This window comes from Streptomyces sp. Qhu_M48, from assembly GCF_051305195.1.
Taxonomy (GTDB): domain Bacteria; phylum Actinomycetota; class Actinomycetes; order Streptomycetales; family Streptomycetaceae; genus Streptomyces.
Map to the genome: position 1 here is coordinate 2,599,303 of NZ_CP195432.1, position 14,930 is coordinate 2,614,232.

General features: G+C 66.9%; 11 protein-coding genes, 2 rRNA genes and 1 riboswitch. Of the genes, 12 read left to right on the forward strand and 1 reads right to left on the reverse strand.

Annotation, left to right across the window (positions count from 1 at the left end):
- The first annotated feature begins 253 nt into the window (after positions 1 to 253).
- From ACRRSS_RS12070 to ACRRSS_RS12125, 12 genes are all read left to right on the forward strand, one after another.
- Positions 254 to 3,378, forward strand: a 23S ribosomal RNA gene (locus ACRRSS_RS12070).
- A gap of 74 nt (positions 3,379 to 3,452) precedes the next feature.
- Positions 3,453 to 3,569, forward strand: a 5S ribosomal RNA gene (gene rrf, locus ACRRSS_RS12075).
- A 150-nt stretch (positions 3,570 to 3,719) separates the two neighbouring features.
- On the forward strand, positions 3,720 to 4,328 hold the full coding sequence (locus tag ACRRSS_RS12080) for a CDP-alcohol phosphatidyltransferase family protein (protein ID WP_351909138.1): 609 nt from the start codon (positions 3,720 to 3,722) through the stop codon (positions 4,326 to 4,328).
- A gap of 116 nt (positions 4,329 to 4,444) precedes the next feature.
- Positions 4,445 to 6,940, forward strand: coding sequence for a mannose-1-phosphate guanyltransferase (locus ACRRSS_RS12085; protein WP_351909136.1), 2,496 nt, complete (start codon positions 4,445 to 4,447; stop codon positions 6,938 to 6,940).
- A 101-nt stretch (positions 6,941 to 7,041) separates the two neighbouring features.
- Positions 7,042 to 7,971, forward strand: coding sequence for a DUF881 domain-containing protein (locus ACRRSS_RS12090; RefSeq protein ID WP_435971201.1), 930 nt, complete (start codon positions 7,042 to 7,044; stop codon positions 7,969 to 7,971).
- A complete protein-coding gene (locus ACRRSS_RS12095; protein ID WP_033211936.1) occupies positions 7,968 to 8,300 on the forward strand; it encodes a small basic family protein in 333 nt (110 codons plus the stop codon). Before ACRRSS_RS12090 ends, ACRRSS_RS12095 begins: the two co-directional genes overlap by 4 nt.
- Before the next feature lie 320 nt (positions 8,301 to 8,620).
- Positions 8,621 to 9,373: a DUF881 domain-containing protein gene (locus ACRRSS_RS12100; RefSeq protein WP_435971202.1), complete on the forward strand. Its 753-nt coding sequence runs from the start codon at positions 8,621 to 8,623 to the stop codon at positions 9,371 to 9,373.
- A gap of 81 nt (positions 9,374 to 9,454) precedes the next feature.
- A complete protein-coding gene (locus ACRRSS_RS12105; protein WP_435975307.1) occupies positions 9,455 to 10,396 on the forward strand; it encodes an FHA domain-containing protein in 942 nt (313 codons plus the stop codon).
- A gap of 29 nt (positions 10,397 to 10,425) precedes the next feature.
- Entirely contained in the window at positions 10,426 to 11,169 is a 744-nt protein-coding gene (ftsR, locus tag ACRRSS_RS12110) for a transcriptional regulator FtsR (RefSeq protein WP_435971203.1), read from the forward strand.
- Positions 11,170 to 11,367: 198 nt separating this feature from the next.
- The gene (locus ACRRSS_RS12115) at positions 11,368 to 11,841 is read left to right on the forward strand and encodes a bifunctional nuclease family protein (protein ID WP_017238433.1); all 474 of its coding nucleotides are present in this window, start codon (positions 11,368 to 11,370) and stop codon (positions 11,839 to 11,841) included.
- Positions 11,842 to 12,033: 192 nt separating this feature from the next.
- Positions 12,034 to 12,699: a MerR family transcriptional regulator gene (locus ACRRSS_RS12120; protein WP_435971204.1), complete on the forward strand. Its 666-nt coding sequence runs from the start codon at positions 12,034 to 12,036 to the stop codon at positions 12,697 to 12,699.
- An 81-nt stretch (positions 12,700 to 12,780) separates the two neighbouring features.
- A complete protein-coding gene (locus ACRRSS_RS12125) occupies positions 12,781 to 14,184 on the forward strand; it encodes a DNA polymerase IV (RefSeq protein WP_435971205.1) in 1,404 nt (467 codons plus the stop codon).
- A 56-nt stretch (positions 14,185 to 14,240) separates the two neighbouring features.
- Here ACRRSS_RS12125 and ACRRSS_RS12130 read toward each other — a convergent pair whose 3' ends face one another.
- Positions 14,241 to 14,615 (reverse strand): PRC-barrel domain-containing protein, encoded by a 375-nt coding sequence (locus ACRRSS_RS12130; RefSeq protein WP_435971206.1) that lies wholly within the window; start codon positions 14,613 to 14,615, stop codon positions 14,241 to 14,243.
- 112 nt (positions 14,616 to 14,727) lie between these two features.
- Positions 14,728 to 14,827: riboswitch (glycine riboswitch) on the forward strand.
- Positions 14,828 to 14,930 lie beyond the last annotated feature (103 nt).

Below are 14,930 nucleotides of genomic sequence, written 5' to 3' on the forward strand. Positions count from 1 at the left end.
TGCACGGTCAGCTCATGGGTGGAACGTTGATTAGTTGGCACGATCGCAAGGTTCGCTTCACAAGTACTGCTTCGGCGTGGAACGTGATGACGGTCCTGGTGGTCGTGCTTGGCACGTTGTTGGGTATCTGAGGGTACGGCCGTAAGGTTTGTATCTTCGCGATGCCGGCCCCAGTGAACTCACCTGTTATGCGGGTGGGGTGATGGGTGGCTGGTCGTTGCTTGAGAACTACACAGTGGACGCGAGCATCTGTGGCCAAGTTTTTAAGGGCGCACGGTGGATGCCTTGGCACCAGGAACCGATGAAGGACGTGGGAGGCCACGATAGTCCCCGGGGAGCCGTCAACCAGGCTTTGATCCGGGGGTTTCCGAATGGGGAAACCCGGCAGTCGTCATGGGCTGTCACCCATGCCTGAACACATAGGGCATGTGGAGGGAACGAGGGGAAGTGAAACATCTCAGTACCCTCAGGAAGAGAAAACAACCGTGATTCCGGGAGTAGTGGCGAGCGAAACCGGATGAGGCCAAACCGTATGCGTGTGATACCCGGCAGGGGTTGCGCATGCGGGGTTGTGGGATCTCTCTTTCACAGTCTGCCGGCTGTGAGACGAGTCAGAAACCGTTGATGTAGGCGAAGGACATGCGAAAGGTCCGGCGTAGAGGGTAAGACCCCCGTAGCTGAAACATTAACGGCTCGTTTGAGAGACACCCAAGTAGCACGGGGCCCGAGAAATCCCGTGTGAATCTGGCGGGACCACCCGCTAAGCCTAAATATTCCCTGGTGACCGATAGCGGATAGTACCGTGAGGGAATGGTGAAAAGTACCGCGGGAGCGGAGTGAAATAGTACCTGAAACCGTGTGCCTACAAGCCGTGGGAGCGTCGCTCATTGAGTTTACTCAGTGGGTCGTGACTGCGTGCCTTTTGAAGAATGAGCCTGCGAGTTTGCGGTGCGTTGCGAGGTTAACCCGTGTGGGGAAGCCGTAGCGAAAGCGAGTCCGAATAGGGCGATTCAGTAGCGCGCTCAAGACCCGAAGCGGAGTGATCTAGCCATGGGCAGGTTGAAGCGGAGGTAAGACTTCGTGGAGGACCGAACCCACCAGGGTTGAAAACCTGGGGGATGACCTGTGGTTAGGGGTGAAAGGCCAATCAAACTCCGTGATAGCTGGTTCTCCCCGAAATGCATTTAGGTGCAGCGTCGTGTGTTTCTTGCCGGAGGTAGAGCACTGGATAGGCGATGGGCCCTACCGGGTTACTGACCTTAGCCAAACTCCGAATGCCGGTAAGTGAGAGCACGGCAGTGAGACTGTGGGGGATAAGCTCCATGGTCGAGAGGGAAACAGCCCAGAGCATCGACTAAGGCCCCTAAGCGTACGCTAAGTGGGAAAGGATGTGGAGTCGCAGAGACAACCAGGAGGTTGGCTTAGAAGCAGCCACCCTTGAAAGAGTGCGTAATAGCTCACTGGTCAAGTGATTCCGCGCCGACAATGTAGCGGGGCTCAAGCGTACCGCCGAAGTCGTGTCATTGCAGTACATACCCCCAACGGGGACTGTGATGGGTAGGGGAGCGTCGTGTGCCGGGTGAAGCAGCCGCGGAAGCGAGTTGTGGACGGTTCACGAGTGAGAATGCAGGCATGAGTAGCGATACACACGTGAGAAACGTGTGCGCCGATTGACTAAGGGTTCCTGGGTCAAGCTGATCTGCCCAGGGTAAGTCGGGACCTAAGGCGAGGCCGACAGGCGTAGTCGATGGACAACCGGTTGATATTCCGGTACCCGCTTTGAAACGCCCAGTATCGAGCCCATTAATGCTAAGGCCGTGAAGCCGTTCCGGACCCTTCGGGGAAAGGAAAGTGGTGGAGCCGCTGACCCAAGGTGGTAGTAGGTAAGCGATGGGGTGACGCAGGAAGGTAGTCCAGCCCGGGCGGTGGTAGTCCCGGGGTAAGGGTGTAGGGCGTTGTCCAGGTAAATCCGGACAGCACATAGCCTGAGACCTGATGCCGAGCCGATTGTGGTGAAGTGGATGATCCTATGCTGTCGAGAAAAGCCTCTAGCGAGTTTCATGGCGGCCCGTACCCTAAACCGACTCAGGTGGTCAGGTAGAGAATACCGAGGCGTTCGGGTGAACTATGGTTAAGGAACTCGGCAAAATGCCCCCGTAACTTCGGGAGAAGGGGGGCCACGTCTGGTGATCGGATTTACTCCGTGAGCTGGGGGTGGCCGCAGAGACCAGCGAGAAGCGACTGTTTACTAAAAACACAGGTCCGTGCGAAGCCGTAAGGCGATGTATACGGACTGACGCCTGCCCGGTGCTGGAACGTTAAGGGGACCGGTTAGTGACCTTTCGGGGTTTGCGAAGCTGAGAACTTAAGCGCCAGTAAACGGCGGTGGTAACTATAACCATCCTAAGGTAGCGAAATTCCTTGTCGGGTAAGTTCCGACCTGCACGAATGGCGTAACGACTTCTCGACTGTCTCAACCATAGGCCCGGTGAAATTGCACTACGAGTAAAGATGCTCGTTTCGCGCAGCAGGACGGAAAGACCCCGGGACCTTTACTACAGTTTGATATTGGTGTTCGGTTCGGCTTGTGTAGGATAGGTGGGAGACTTTGAAGCCGTGACGCCAGTCATGGTGGAGTCGCCGTTGAAATACCACTCTGGTCGTGCTGGATGTCTAACCTCGGTCCGTGATCCGGATCAGGGACAGTGTCTGATGGGTAGTTTAACTGGGGCGGTTGCCTCCCAAAGGGTAACGGAGGCGCCCAAAGGTTCCCTCAGCCTGGTTGGCAATCAGGTGTTGAGTGTAAGTGCACAAGGGAGCTTGACTGTGAGACCGACGGGTCGAGCAGGGACGAAAGTCGGGACTAGTGATCCGGCGGTGGCTTGTGGAAGCGCCGTCGCTCAACGGATAAAAGGTACCCCGGGGATAACAGGCTGATCTTCCCCAAGAGTCCATATCGACGGGATGGTTTGGCACCTCGATGTCGGCTCGTCGCATCCTGGGGCTGGAGTCGGTCCCAAGGGTTGGGCTGTTCGCCCATTAAAGCGGTACGCGAGCTGGGTTTAGAACGTCGTGAGACAGTTCGGTCCCTATCCGCTGCGCGCGTAGGAATATTGAGAAGGGCTGTCCCTAGTACGAGAGGACCGGGACGGACGAACCTCTGGTGTGCCAGTTGTCCTGCCAAGGGCATGGCTGGTTGGCTACGTTCGGGAGGGATAACCGCTGAAAGCATCTAAGCGGGAAGCCTGCTTCGAGATGAGTATTCCCACCTCCTTGAGAGGGTAAGGCTCCCAGTAGACGACTGGGTTGATAGGCCGGATGTGGAAGCCCAGTAATGGGTGGAGCTGACCGGTACTAATAGGCCGAGGGCTTGTCCTCAGTTGCTCGCGTCCACTGTGTTAGTTCTGAAGTAACGAACTGTGCCGATTTCCGGTTGGTTAACTTCATAGTGTTTCGGTGGTCATAGCGTTAGGGAAACGCCCGGTTACATTCCGAACCCGGAAGCTAAGCCTTTCAGCGCCGATGGTACTGCAGGGGGGACCCTGTGGGAGAGTAGGACGCCGCCGAACAATTTTTAGCCTCAACCCCCGGACTCTGTCCGGGGGTTGAGGCATTTCTGCGTTCTGGGGCGGGGCGGTGACCCCTGTGCGCGGGGGTTCGTGGCTGAGGGTAAGGTCAGGGGGCCATTGTCCATACGTTCCCAGCCAGGAGGCCCCCGGGTGGAGGTCCAGGAGACCCGCGTTCAGACCGACCGGGTCCTCACCATCCCCAACATTCTCAGCATGGCGCGTCTCGCCGGCGTGCCGCTGTTTCTGTGGCTGATTCTCCGTCCGGAGTTCGGCGGTCCCAACAGTGATGGCTGGGCGCTTCTCGTCCTGATGCTCAGCGGCGTCAGCGACTATCTCGACGGCAAGCTCGCCCGGCGCTGGAACCAGATCAGCAACCTCGGCCGGCTGCTCGATCCCGCCGCCGACCGGTTGTACATCCTGTCCACCCTCGTGGGGCTCACCTGGCGCGAGATCCTGCCGTGGTGGCTGACCGCCGCCCTGCTGGCGCGCGAGGCCATGCTGCTGGTGATGGTGGGAATCCTCCGTCGGCACGGCTACCCGCCGCCGCAGGTGAACTTCCTGGGCAAAGCTGCGACATTCAACTTGATGTACGCGTTCCCGTTGCTGCTTCTCAGTGACGGAACGGGCTGGCTTTCGTCACTCGCTGAAGTTTTCGGGTGGGCCTTCGCCGGATGGGGTACAACTCTGTATTGGTGGGCAGGGATCCTCTACGTGGTCCAGGTCCGTCGACTCGTGAAGACGGATACCGCGGCCGATTGAGCCCGTCCGTCCTGTGCCGAGCAGCGTCGCCGGCAACAACGAGGACGTCCGAGGGCCCCTGAGCGGACAGGCGAAGTCGGCAGGACCGTCGTCTCTTCAAGGAGGACGCTTCCGACATGAAGGCCGTTGTGATGGCCGGTGGCGAAGGAACACGCCTTCGCCCGATGACCTCGAGCATGCCCAAGCCTCTACTGCCGGTGGTGAACCGGCCGATCATGGAGCACGTCCTACGACTGCTCAAGAGGCACGGTCTCAACGAGACCGTCGTGACCGTGCAGTTTCTCGCTTCCCTCGTCAGGAACTACTTCGGCGACGGCGAGGAGCTCGGGATGGAGCTCACGTATGCCAACGAGGAGAAGCCACTCGGTACAGCGGGAAGTGTGAAGAACGCCGAGGAGGCGTTGAAGGACGACACCTTCCTCGTCATCTCGGGGGACGCACTCACCGATTTCGACCTCTCCGACCTCATCGCCTTTCACAAGGAGAAGGGCGGCCTCGTCACGGTCTGCCTGACCCGGGTGCCGAACCCATTGGAATTCGGCATCACGATCGTCGACGAAGAAGGAAAGGTCGAGCGCTTCCTGGAGAAGCCCACCTGGGGCCAGGTCTTCTCGGACACCGTGAACACGGGTATCTACGTGATGGAGCCCGAGGTGTTCGACTACGTCGAGGCCGATGCCTCGGTCGACTGGTCGGGTGATGTCTTCCCCCAGCTCATGAAGGAGGGCAAGCCGATCTACGGCTATGTCGCCGAGGGCTACTGGGAGGACGTCGGCACGCACGAGAGCTATGTGAAAGCCCAGGCGGACGTCCTGGAAGGCAAGGTCCAGGTCGACATCGACGGCTTCGAGATCTCGCCGGGCGTGTGGGTCGCCGAGGGCGCCGAGGTGCACCACGACGCCGTGCTGCGCGGGCCGCTCTACATCGGCGACTACGCCAAGGTCGAGGCCGGTGCCGAGATCCGCGAGCACACCGTCATCGGGTCGAACGTGGTCGTCAAGAGCGGCGCCTTCCTGCACAAGGCCGTCGTCCACGACAACGTCTACATCGGCCCGCAGAGCAATCTGCGCGGCTGCGTGATCGGCAAGAACACCGACATCATGCGGGCCGCCCGGATCGAGGACGGAGCGGTCATCGGGGACGAGTGCCTGGTCGGTGAGGAATCGATCGTGCAGGGCAACGTCCGGGTCTATCCGTTCAAGACGATCGAGGCCGGCGCCTTCGTCAACACCTCGGTCATCTGGGAGTCCCGCGGGCAGGCCCATCTCTTCGGGGCCCGAGGGGTCTCCGGCATCCTCAACGTGGAGATCACGCCCGAGCTGGCCGTCCGGCTGGCGGGGGCGTACGCCACGACCCTGAAGAAGGGCTCGACCGTCACGACGGCCCGTGACCACTCCCGTGGTGCGCGGGCGCTGAAACGGGCGGTGATCTCGGCGCTGCAGGCCAGCGCCATCGACGTACGGGACCTGGAGAACGTACCGCTGCCGGTGGCGCGGCAGCAGACCGCGCGGGGAAGCGCCGGCGGGATCATGGTGCGTACCTCGCCCGGGGTGCCCGACTCCGTGGACATCATGTTCTTCGACGAACGCGGGGCGGACCTCTCGCAGGGCGGGCAGCGCAAGCTCGACCGGGTGTTCGCCCGGCAGGAGTACCGTCGGGCCTTCCCCGGAGAGATCGGTGACCTCTCCTTCCCGGCGAGCGTCTTCGACTCGTACACCGGGTCGCTGCTGCGGAACGTCGACACGACAGGGATCGCCGAAGCCGGTCTGAAGGTGGTCGTGGACGCGTCCAACGGAAGTGCGGGGCTCGTCCTGCCCAGCCTGCTCGGGCGGCTCCAGGTCGACTCGCTGACGATCAACCCCGGGCTCGACGAGTCCAGGCCGACCGAGTCGGTCGAGAGCCGGCGGGCCGGGCTCGTACGGCTCGGGGAGATCGTGGCGTCGGCGCGCGCCGCGTTCGGTGTCCGGTTCGACCCCGTCGGTGAGCGGCTGTCGCTCGTGGACGAGCGGGGTCGGATCATCGAGGACGACCGGGCGCTCCTGGTGATGCTCGACCTGGTCGCCGCCGAGCGGCGTTCCGGGCGGGTCGCGCTGCCGGTGACGACCACACGGATCGCCGAGCAGGTCGCCGCCTACCACGGCACACAGGTGGAGTGGACGACCACCTCGCCCGACGACCTCACCAGAGTCGGACGCGAGGAGTCGACGATCTTCGGCGGCGACGGCCGTGGCGGGTTCATCGTGCCCGAGTTCAGCAGTGTCTTCGACGGGGCCGCCGCCTTCGTGCGGCTGATCGGGCTGGTCGCGAGGACACAGCTCACGCTCAGCCAGATCGACGCGCGGATCCCGCGGGCGCACGTCCTCAAGAGGGACATCGCGACCCCGTGGGCCGTGAAGGGCCTGGTGATGCGCCGGGTGGTGGAGGCGGCGGGCAACCGTTCCGTGGACACCACCGACGGCGTGCGGGTGGTCGAGGCCGACGGCCGGTGGGTGATGGTGCTGCCCGACCCGGCCGAGGCCGTCACCCATCTGTGGGCGGAAGGTCCCGACGACGCCTCCGCCCAGGCTCTGCTCGACGAGTGGGCCGAGGTGGTCGAGAGCGCAGGTCGCTGAGGGATCGGACCGTGAGGCCGGGAGGTGCCCGCTCGGGTGCCTCCCGGCTCCGTGGTGGGGCCATTCGGCGGTAGGCCGTGCGACGTGCGACGATGTGCGGCATGTCGCAGCAGCCCCCCGTTCGGAGCACCGGATCGCCTCCGCCGCGCCCGGACGCGTCCATGTCGCTGCTGAACAACGTGATCGACCATGCCCTTGACGACGGCTACGCCGAGGCGACCGCCCGGCGCGCTGCCGAGGGCGGGGGGCTGCCGCGCAGCCTCCGGGCCAAGCTCGGGGTCGCGGCCGGACTCGTGCTCGCCGCGGCCGTGGTGACCATCGGCGCGGCCGAGGCGCGGATCTCCGCGCCCGTCGTCGCCAAGGAACGGCAGGAACTGATCGACCGGATCGAGGCGGAGACGTCCACGGCCGATCAGCTGGAGCAGGACGTCGAGCGCATCCGCTCCGAGGTCGGCGAACGCCAGCGGCAGGCACTGCAGGAGCACGGTGGCGACCAGGCCGAACTCGTCGCTCTCCTCTCCGGCGCGACCCCGGTCCACGGGCCCGGGGTGAAGCTCGTCGTCGACGACGCCAAGGGCACCGACAGCGGTGGGGGCGGGCCGCGCGAGAGCAGTGGTTTCTCCGACACGGGCCGGGTACGCGACCGGGACATGCAGCGAGTGATCAACGGCCTGTGGGAGTCGGGCGCCGAGGCCGTGGCCATCAACGGTCAGCGGCTGACATCGCTGTCCGCGATCCGGGCCGCCGGCGACGCCATACTGGTCGACAACAAGCCGCTGGTGCCGCCGTACACCGTCCTCGCGATCGGGGACGGGCAGCGGCTGAGCACAGCGTTCCAGGACAGCGCCGACGGGCAGTACCTGCACGCGCTGGTGGAGAACTTCGGGATCAGGAGCAGCATCTCGGCCGAGGGCGACGTACGCCTGCCGGCCGCGCCGAGCCTGAGCGTACGTACCGCAGAGCCGAGGGGGGCCGGGGCGGCGACGCCCTCCGGTCGGGCCACGGCCGACACAGGGAAGGGCACATCGTGATCGCCGTACTGGGCCTGATCGTCGGAGTCGTGGTGGGACTGTTGGTCCGCCCCGAAGTCCCGGCGGTGGTCGAGCCCTATCTTCCGATCGCCGTGGTCGCCGCCCTCGACGCGGTCTTCGGCGGCTTCCGGGCCATGCTGGACGGGATCTTCGTCGACAAGGTCTTCGTGGTCTCGTTCCTCTCGAACGTGGTCGTGGCCGCGCTGATCGTCTTCCTCGGCGACAAGCTGGGCGTGGGCGCGCAGCTGTCGACCGGCGTGGTCGTCGTGCTCGGCATCCGGATCTTCTCCAACGCGGCCGCCATCCGGCGCCACGTCTTCCGGGCGTGAGGCCGATGAGCGAGAACCCGCAGGAACCGCAGAAGCCGCAGGACCCTCAGGACCCGCATGCCCCTCAGGACTCGGGGAAGCCGCAGAGTCCCCAGGAGTCGCACAGTTCCCACGACCCGCGGATTCCTCAGGGTCCGCACAGCCCTCAGGGCCCGCTGGACCCGCGTGCGCCTCAGGAGTCGCGCAAGCCTCTCGACCCGCGAGGGGGCGAGGGGGCGGAGACGCCGGGGCATGCCGGTAGCGCGCAGAGCGCCGCACCGGCCGAGCCCGAGGCGCCTTCGGGTTCCGTCTACGGCGGGACCGCCGACCACGACGTCCGGGTGCCGGTGACGCCGCCCGCTCCCGTGGCCGAGTCCAGCGGTCGGCGCAGGCTGGCCTCCGCGCTGTGGCCGCCCCGTGTGACCCGCGCCCAGCTCATCGTTGCGCTGCTGCTCTTCGTCCTCGGTCTCGGACTGGCCATCCAGGTCTCCTCCACCAGCGAGAACAGCGCGCTGCGCGGGGCCCGCCAGGAGGACCTGGTGCGGATCCTGGACGAGCTCGACGACCGTACGCAGCGCCTGGAGGACGAGAAGGCCCGGCTCGAGAAGCAGCGGACCGAGCTGGAGTCCAGCTCCGACCAGGCCGAGGAGGCGCGCAAGCAGACCCAGGAGAAGGAGCGGCAGCTCGGAATCCTCGCCGGCACCGTCGCCGCCGAGGGGCCCGGTATCACCCTGACCGTCGGCGACCCCACCGGTGCCGTCGAGTCGGACATGCTGCTCGATGCCATCCAGGAGCTGCGCGCGGCGGGTGCCGAGGCGATCCAGGTCAACGGTGTGCGAGTGGTCGCGGACAGTTATTTCACCGGTGGCGGTGAAGACATGCGGATCGATGGAACGAAGGTGGCCGCTCCGTACGTCTTCAAGGTCATCGGCAAGCCGGAGGATCTCGAGCCCGCGCTCAACATCCCCGGCGGTGTCGTGCAGACCCTGGAGAAGGAGCAGGCCACAGCCACGGTGGAGCGGTCGGCGAAGATCGTCGTCGACGCCTTGCGACCCGCGAAGCGGCCTGACTACGCTCAGTCGTCCTCCCAGTGAGAGGGGGACGAGGGGGGTCCCGCGACATGGGTACGACGTTGCGGGGGGTCGGCGCACCACAACGGTGGTGCGTGGTGGAAACTGTCCGGAGGATACGGACGTTGTGAAGGTGTCCGGGTCGGCAGGTGTGATGGATCTCGGTTCGTCCTGCCCCACGGGCGGGTCTGTTTCGGTCAAGGGGAATCGCCCGTGAAGTTGTTTGCGAAGTTGTTCGGCAAGAGCGCACGCGAGGACGGCGGCAACGCCAGGCACCGCGCACCGCGCCATGCCCAGAGCGAGGAGCAGGGTGGCGAGCGCCCCCTCTTCCGCGACGAGGTCGGTGGCCAGGGCGGTGACATTCCGGGCACTCAGGGCGCGTCGTCTGTTGACCCCGCCGGGGCCGCCCGCATAGGTTTCGGAGAACCATCAACCTCAAGTACGGGTGGAGGGTTTGCCCCCGATCCGTACGCGACACAGACCTCGGCGGGGCAGCCGCGGCAGGAGGATGCGTCCATGCCGGTGTGTACGAGGTGCGGTCACCGCAACGCGGCCGACAGTCGCTTCTGCTCCCACTGCGGTACGCCGCTGAGGGGCGGGGTCGCCCCCGAGCGCGCGTCGGAGACGACGTCCACGATCTCCATCTCGGGCCTGGAGGCCTACGACGCGGAGGTCACCGGCCAGACGCAGCTGCCTTCGCTCTCTCCCGAGGCGCTGGCGGCCGTGGAGGCGCTGCCTCTGGGCTCCGCGCTCCTCGTGGTGCGGCGTGGTCCCAACTCCGGCAGCAGGTTCCTGCTCGACGGTGAGCTGACGACCGCCGGCCGTCACCCCCAGAGCGACATCTTCCTGGACGACTTCACGGTCTCCCGGCGGCATGTCGAGTTCCGGCGGGCCCAGGACGGCAGCTTCACCGTCTCCGATGTCGGCAGCCTCAACGGCACGTACGTCAACCGTGAGCCGATCGACTCGGTCGTTCTGTCCAACGGCGACGAGGTGCAGATCGGCAAGTACCGGCTGGTCTTCCACTCGAGCCAGCGGGGCGTGTGACGCCTCGGAGAAGCCTTCAGGGAAGGTCCATGCTGCGAACACCGACGGGCGGTGCCGGGTCCGGCGCCGCCACCGCGGGCGACAGGCTGGTGAGCATCGGCACGGTGCTGAACCAGCTGCGCGACGAATTTCCCGAAGTGACCATCTCCAAGATCCGGTTCCTGGAGGCCGAGGGGCTCGTGGAGCCCCGGCGTACGGCCTCCGGGTACCGGAAGTTCAGCGCGCAGGACGTCGAGCGGCTCGCTCAGATCCTGCGGATGCAGCGGGACCACTATCTTCCGCTGAAGGTCATCCGCGAGCACCTCGACGCCCTCGCGAGGGGGGAGCAGATCCCGCTCCCCGCCCCGGGGCGCCGTCGTGACCTGATCGAGGGTGCCTGGGAGCAGGAGGCGGAGCCGCCGACCGCCGTGCGGATCGGGCGGGCCGAACTGCTGGCCGCGGCCGAGGTGACGGAGACCGATCTCGTCGCCTGGGAGTCGTACGGTCTGATCTCCGAGACGGAGGCCGGGGGCTACGACCCCGAGACCGTCACCGTCGCGCGGCTGGTCGCGGATCTGGGGCGGTTCGGACTGGAGCCCCGGCACCTGCGGGCCGTCAAGGCGGCCGCGGACCGGGAGGCCGGGCTGATCGAGCAGGTCGTCGCGCCGCTGCGCCGCCACCGCAACCCGCAGACCAGGGCGCATGCGGAGGCCACCGCGCAGGAGCTGGCCGCGCAGTCGGTGCGGCTGCACGCGGCGCTCGTCCAGACCGCTCTGGGAATTCGGCTCCAGTGACCCCGTGAGGGCCCGGGACCGGTTCGGAACGGTCGGACGCGGCCTCGGACGCGGCTCCGCCCGACCTCGGACACCCCCTCGCCACGGCTTCGGAGGGCCGTCCGCGAGCGGCCTCCGTACGGGTCCGGCGGTCGGTTCGGCACGTCCTTGGGCGGGCCCGACTATCCAAACCGGCCGGGCACGTCCTAGGGTTGCTGTGTGAACGAGCTCGACGTTGTGGGTGTCCGGGTGGAAATGCCCTCCAACCAGCCGATCGTGCTCCTGCGTGAAGTGGGAGGCGATCGGTACCTCCCCATCTGGATCGGACCGGGGGAGGCGACCGCGATCGCCTTCGCCCAGCAGGGGATGGCGCCTCCGCGGCCGCTGACGCACGACCTGTTCAAGGACGTGCTGGAGGCCGTGGGGCAGGAACTTACCGAAGTCCGCATCACGGATCTGCGTGACGGGGTCTTCTACGCCGAGCTGGTCTTCGCCAGCGGCGTCGAGGTGAGCGCGCGCCCGTCGGACGCGATAGCACTGGCCCTCCGGACCGGAACGCCGATCTTCGGCAGTGACGGTGTCCTGGACGACGCCGGCATCGCGATTCCGGACGAGCAGGAGGACGAGGTGGAGAAGTTCCGCGAGTTCCTCGACCAGATCTCACCGGAGGATTTCGGGACCAACAGTCAGTGAGCCGAAGCGGCGCGGCCGCATGCCGTTCACGGGGTGCTGTCAGGGCATTCGAGTAGCCTTTCCCCGGCGAGAGACATGGGAAACCACTCTCAGGGTGATTATCACTCGGCGTGCCGAGTGTGGCGATCGTTGACGCACCCCGAGTGACTGCCTACCTTCGTGTGGGCAGGTCAAGGACGGAGGGTCGGCGTGATGAGCAGCGCGGACGGTACGGCAGGGAGCTCGCTCGGACGCGCGTCCGGGGAGAGCGGTCCGTATCCGCTTCACGGCAGTGGGGGCGACTTCGGTACGGACGCCGGTGCGGGGACCGGCTCGGGCACGGGACAGGTGGCCGGACAGGGCTCCGGTCCTGGCGAGGCCGGTGAGGTGGTCGGCTACCGCGGCCCCACGGCCTGCGCGGCGGCCGGGATCACCTACCGCCAATTGGACTACTGGGCACGCACGGGGCTCGTGGAGCCGAGCGTGCGGCCGGCGTACGGGTCGGGGACGCAGCGGCTCTACAGCTTCCGCGACGTCGTCGTCCTGAAGATCGTCAAGCGCTTCCTCGACACCGGGGTGGCCCTGCAGAACATCCGGGCCGCCGTGCAGCATCTGCGCGCCCGGGGCTTCCGCGACCTGGAGCGGATGACGCTCATGAGCGACGGGGCCACGGTGTACGAGTGCTCCTCGCCCGACGAGGTCGTCCAGCTGCTCCAGGGCGGACAGGGCGTCTTCGGCATCGCCGTGGGCGTGGTCTGGAGGGACGTGGAGGCGGCCCTCTCGCAGCTGCACGGCGAACGGGTCGACACGGGTGAGACGCTCGTGGGGAACAACCCGGGGGACGAGCTGGCGCGGCGCCGCCGCGACAGGGCCGTCTGAGGGCCTGCCGCCGCCCGGTCCTCGGGCCGGTGGCGGGTCGGTGCGGTCGCGTTGTCAGTGGTGTGAGGCAGCATCGGACGCGTGAGAGCCGCGCCCACCATCCTGCATCTCGACATGGATGCGTTCTTCGCCGCCGCAGAGCAGGCGTCGAAGCCCAGCCTGCGCGGCAAACCCGTGGTCGTCGGTGGTCTCGGGCCCCGGGGTGTCGTCGCCACCGCCTCGTACGAGGCACGCCGCTTCGGGGTGCACTCGGCGATGCCCATGGGCCAGGCGCGGCGGCTCGCACCGAACGCCGCCTACCTCGTCCCCCGCTTCGCGTTCTACCGGTCGATCAGCGAGCAGGTGATGGAGCTGCTCGGGCGGCTCTCCCCGCTCGTGGAGCCGCTCAGCCTCGACGAGGCCTTCGTGGACCTGGAGGCCGGAGGCGTGGCCGACGACAGCGCGAGCGCGCGCGCCGCGGGCGAGCGGCTGCGGGTGGACATCCTGGCGACCACCGGCCTGACGGGGTCGGTGGGGCTCGCCGGGTCCAAGATGATCGCGAAGATCGCCTCCGAGGAGGCCAAGCCCGACGGACTCGTCCTCATCGAGCCAGGGACCGAGCGGGAGCTGCTCGGGCCGCGTTCCGTGCGGATCCTGCCCGGGGTCGGGCCGGCGACCGGGGAGCACCTGCGGCGGGCCGGGATGACCACCGTGTCCGATCTCGCGGAGGCGGGCGAGGACGAGCTCGTACGGCTCCTCGGGCGGGCGCACGGGGCCTCCCTCCACCGCATGGCCCAGGGGTACGACGATCGGCCCGTGGTGGCCGAGCGGGACGCCAAGTCGGTGTCCGTCGAGGACACCTTCGACGTCGACCTGCACGACCGCGTGCGGATCAGGACCGAGGTGGAGCGGCTGGCGGAGCGGTGCGTGGGGCGGCTGCGGGCCTCGGGGCACTCGGGACGGACCATCGTCCTCAAGGTCCGGCGGTTCGACTTCTCCACCCTCACGCGGTCCGAGACGCTCCGGGGGCCCACGGACGACCCGGGTGTGGTGCGGGAGGCGGCGGGGCGGCTGCTGGAGGGGGTCGACACGACGGGGGGTGTGCGGCTGCTGGGGGTCGGGGTGAGTGGGCTGGCCGACTACACGCAGGAGGATCTGTTCGCGCAGGCCGAAGCGGAGGCGGTGGCCGAGGCCGGGGCAGCCGCCGAGGCGGGGGCCGGAGCTTCCCCCGGTTCGGGGGAGGCGGCGGAGGGCGTCGGGGCCGTGACGGCGGTCGTGGCCCCCGCCGGGCCGGGGGCCGAGGGGGCCGTGGAGCGGCACTGGTCGCCCGGGCACGACGTGCGGCACGCGGTGTACGGGGCCGGCTGGGTCCAGGGGAGCGGCGTGGGGCGCGTCACGGTGCGGTTCGAGTCGCCCGGGTCGAAGCCGGGCCGGGTACGGACCTTCGCGGTGGACGATCCCGAGCTCGTGCCCGGGGAGGCGTTGCCGTTGGTGGGCGGGGAGTAGGGGGCGGCGGCCCGCGGACGGGCGTGGGACCGCCCGTGCCGCCCCGCGGGAAGGGGCTACGGGCCGTCCTGGCCCGCCAGGCGGCCGAAGTCGGTGTCCGGGGTGTCCGTGGGGGGCGGGGGGAGCGCGAGGCTGTAGTGGCGGTAGAGCTGGAGCTCCTGTTCGGGGGAGAGATGGCGGCCCACGCCGAAGTCGGGGGCGTCCTTGATGAGCGCCCGCTCGTACGGGATGTGGAGGCCGTCGTCGAGCAGGTCGCTCGGCTCCAGGGGGACGAAGGCGTCCCGGCTGAACAGGCCCGTGCGGACCGCCGCCCACTCGGGGATGCCGGTCGCGTCGTCCAGGTACACCTCGTCCACGGTTCCGATCTTGTGCCCGCTCCGGTCGTACGCCTTGCGGCCGATCAGGCTGCGCGGATCGATATCGGTCTGCACGGTCCCTCCAACTGGTCGCAACTGCTCTACACCCTACGAAAGTGCACATCTGGGATGTCGGCCACTTGAGCGATGGGAGCCGCAACCTCGCTGGTAGGCTGGCTGTGGCTGTCGACCCTGTGCGGGAGAGTCCCCCGGAGAAACCTTCCGGTGGGCGCCGAAGGAGCAAATCCTCCCCGGAATCTCTCAGGCCCCTGTACCGCGCGGACGAGGTCACTCTGGAAAGCAGAGCGGTGTCCGACGGCATGCGCTCTCACCGACGGTGAAAGCCGGCGTGCCGCGAAGCATGCCGGTGAAACTCTCAGGTTGAGATGA

Bases quoted from the DNA above. Each gene is read 5' to 3' on its own strand.
- ACRRSS_RS12085 (WP_351909136.1), top strand. From the start codon at position 4,445: ATGAAGGCCGTTGTGATGGCCGGTGGCGAAGGAACACGCCTTCGCCCG.
- ACRRSS_RS12090 (WP_435971201.1), top strand. From the start codon at position 7,042: ATGTCGCAGCAGCCCCCCGTTCGGAGCACCGGATCGCCTCCGCCGCGC.
- ftsR (WP_435971203.1), top strand. From the start codon at position 10,426: ATGCTGCGAACACCGACGGGCGGTGCCGGGTCCGGCGCCGCCACCGCG.
- ACRRSS_RS12120 (WP_435971204.1), top strand. From the start codon at position 12,034: ATGAGCAGCGCGGACGGTACGGCAGGGAGCTCGCTCGGACGCGCGTCC.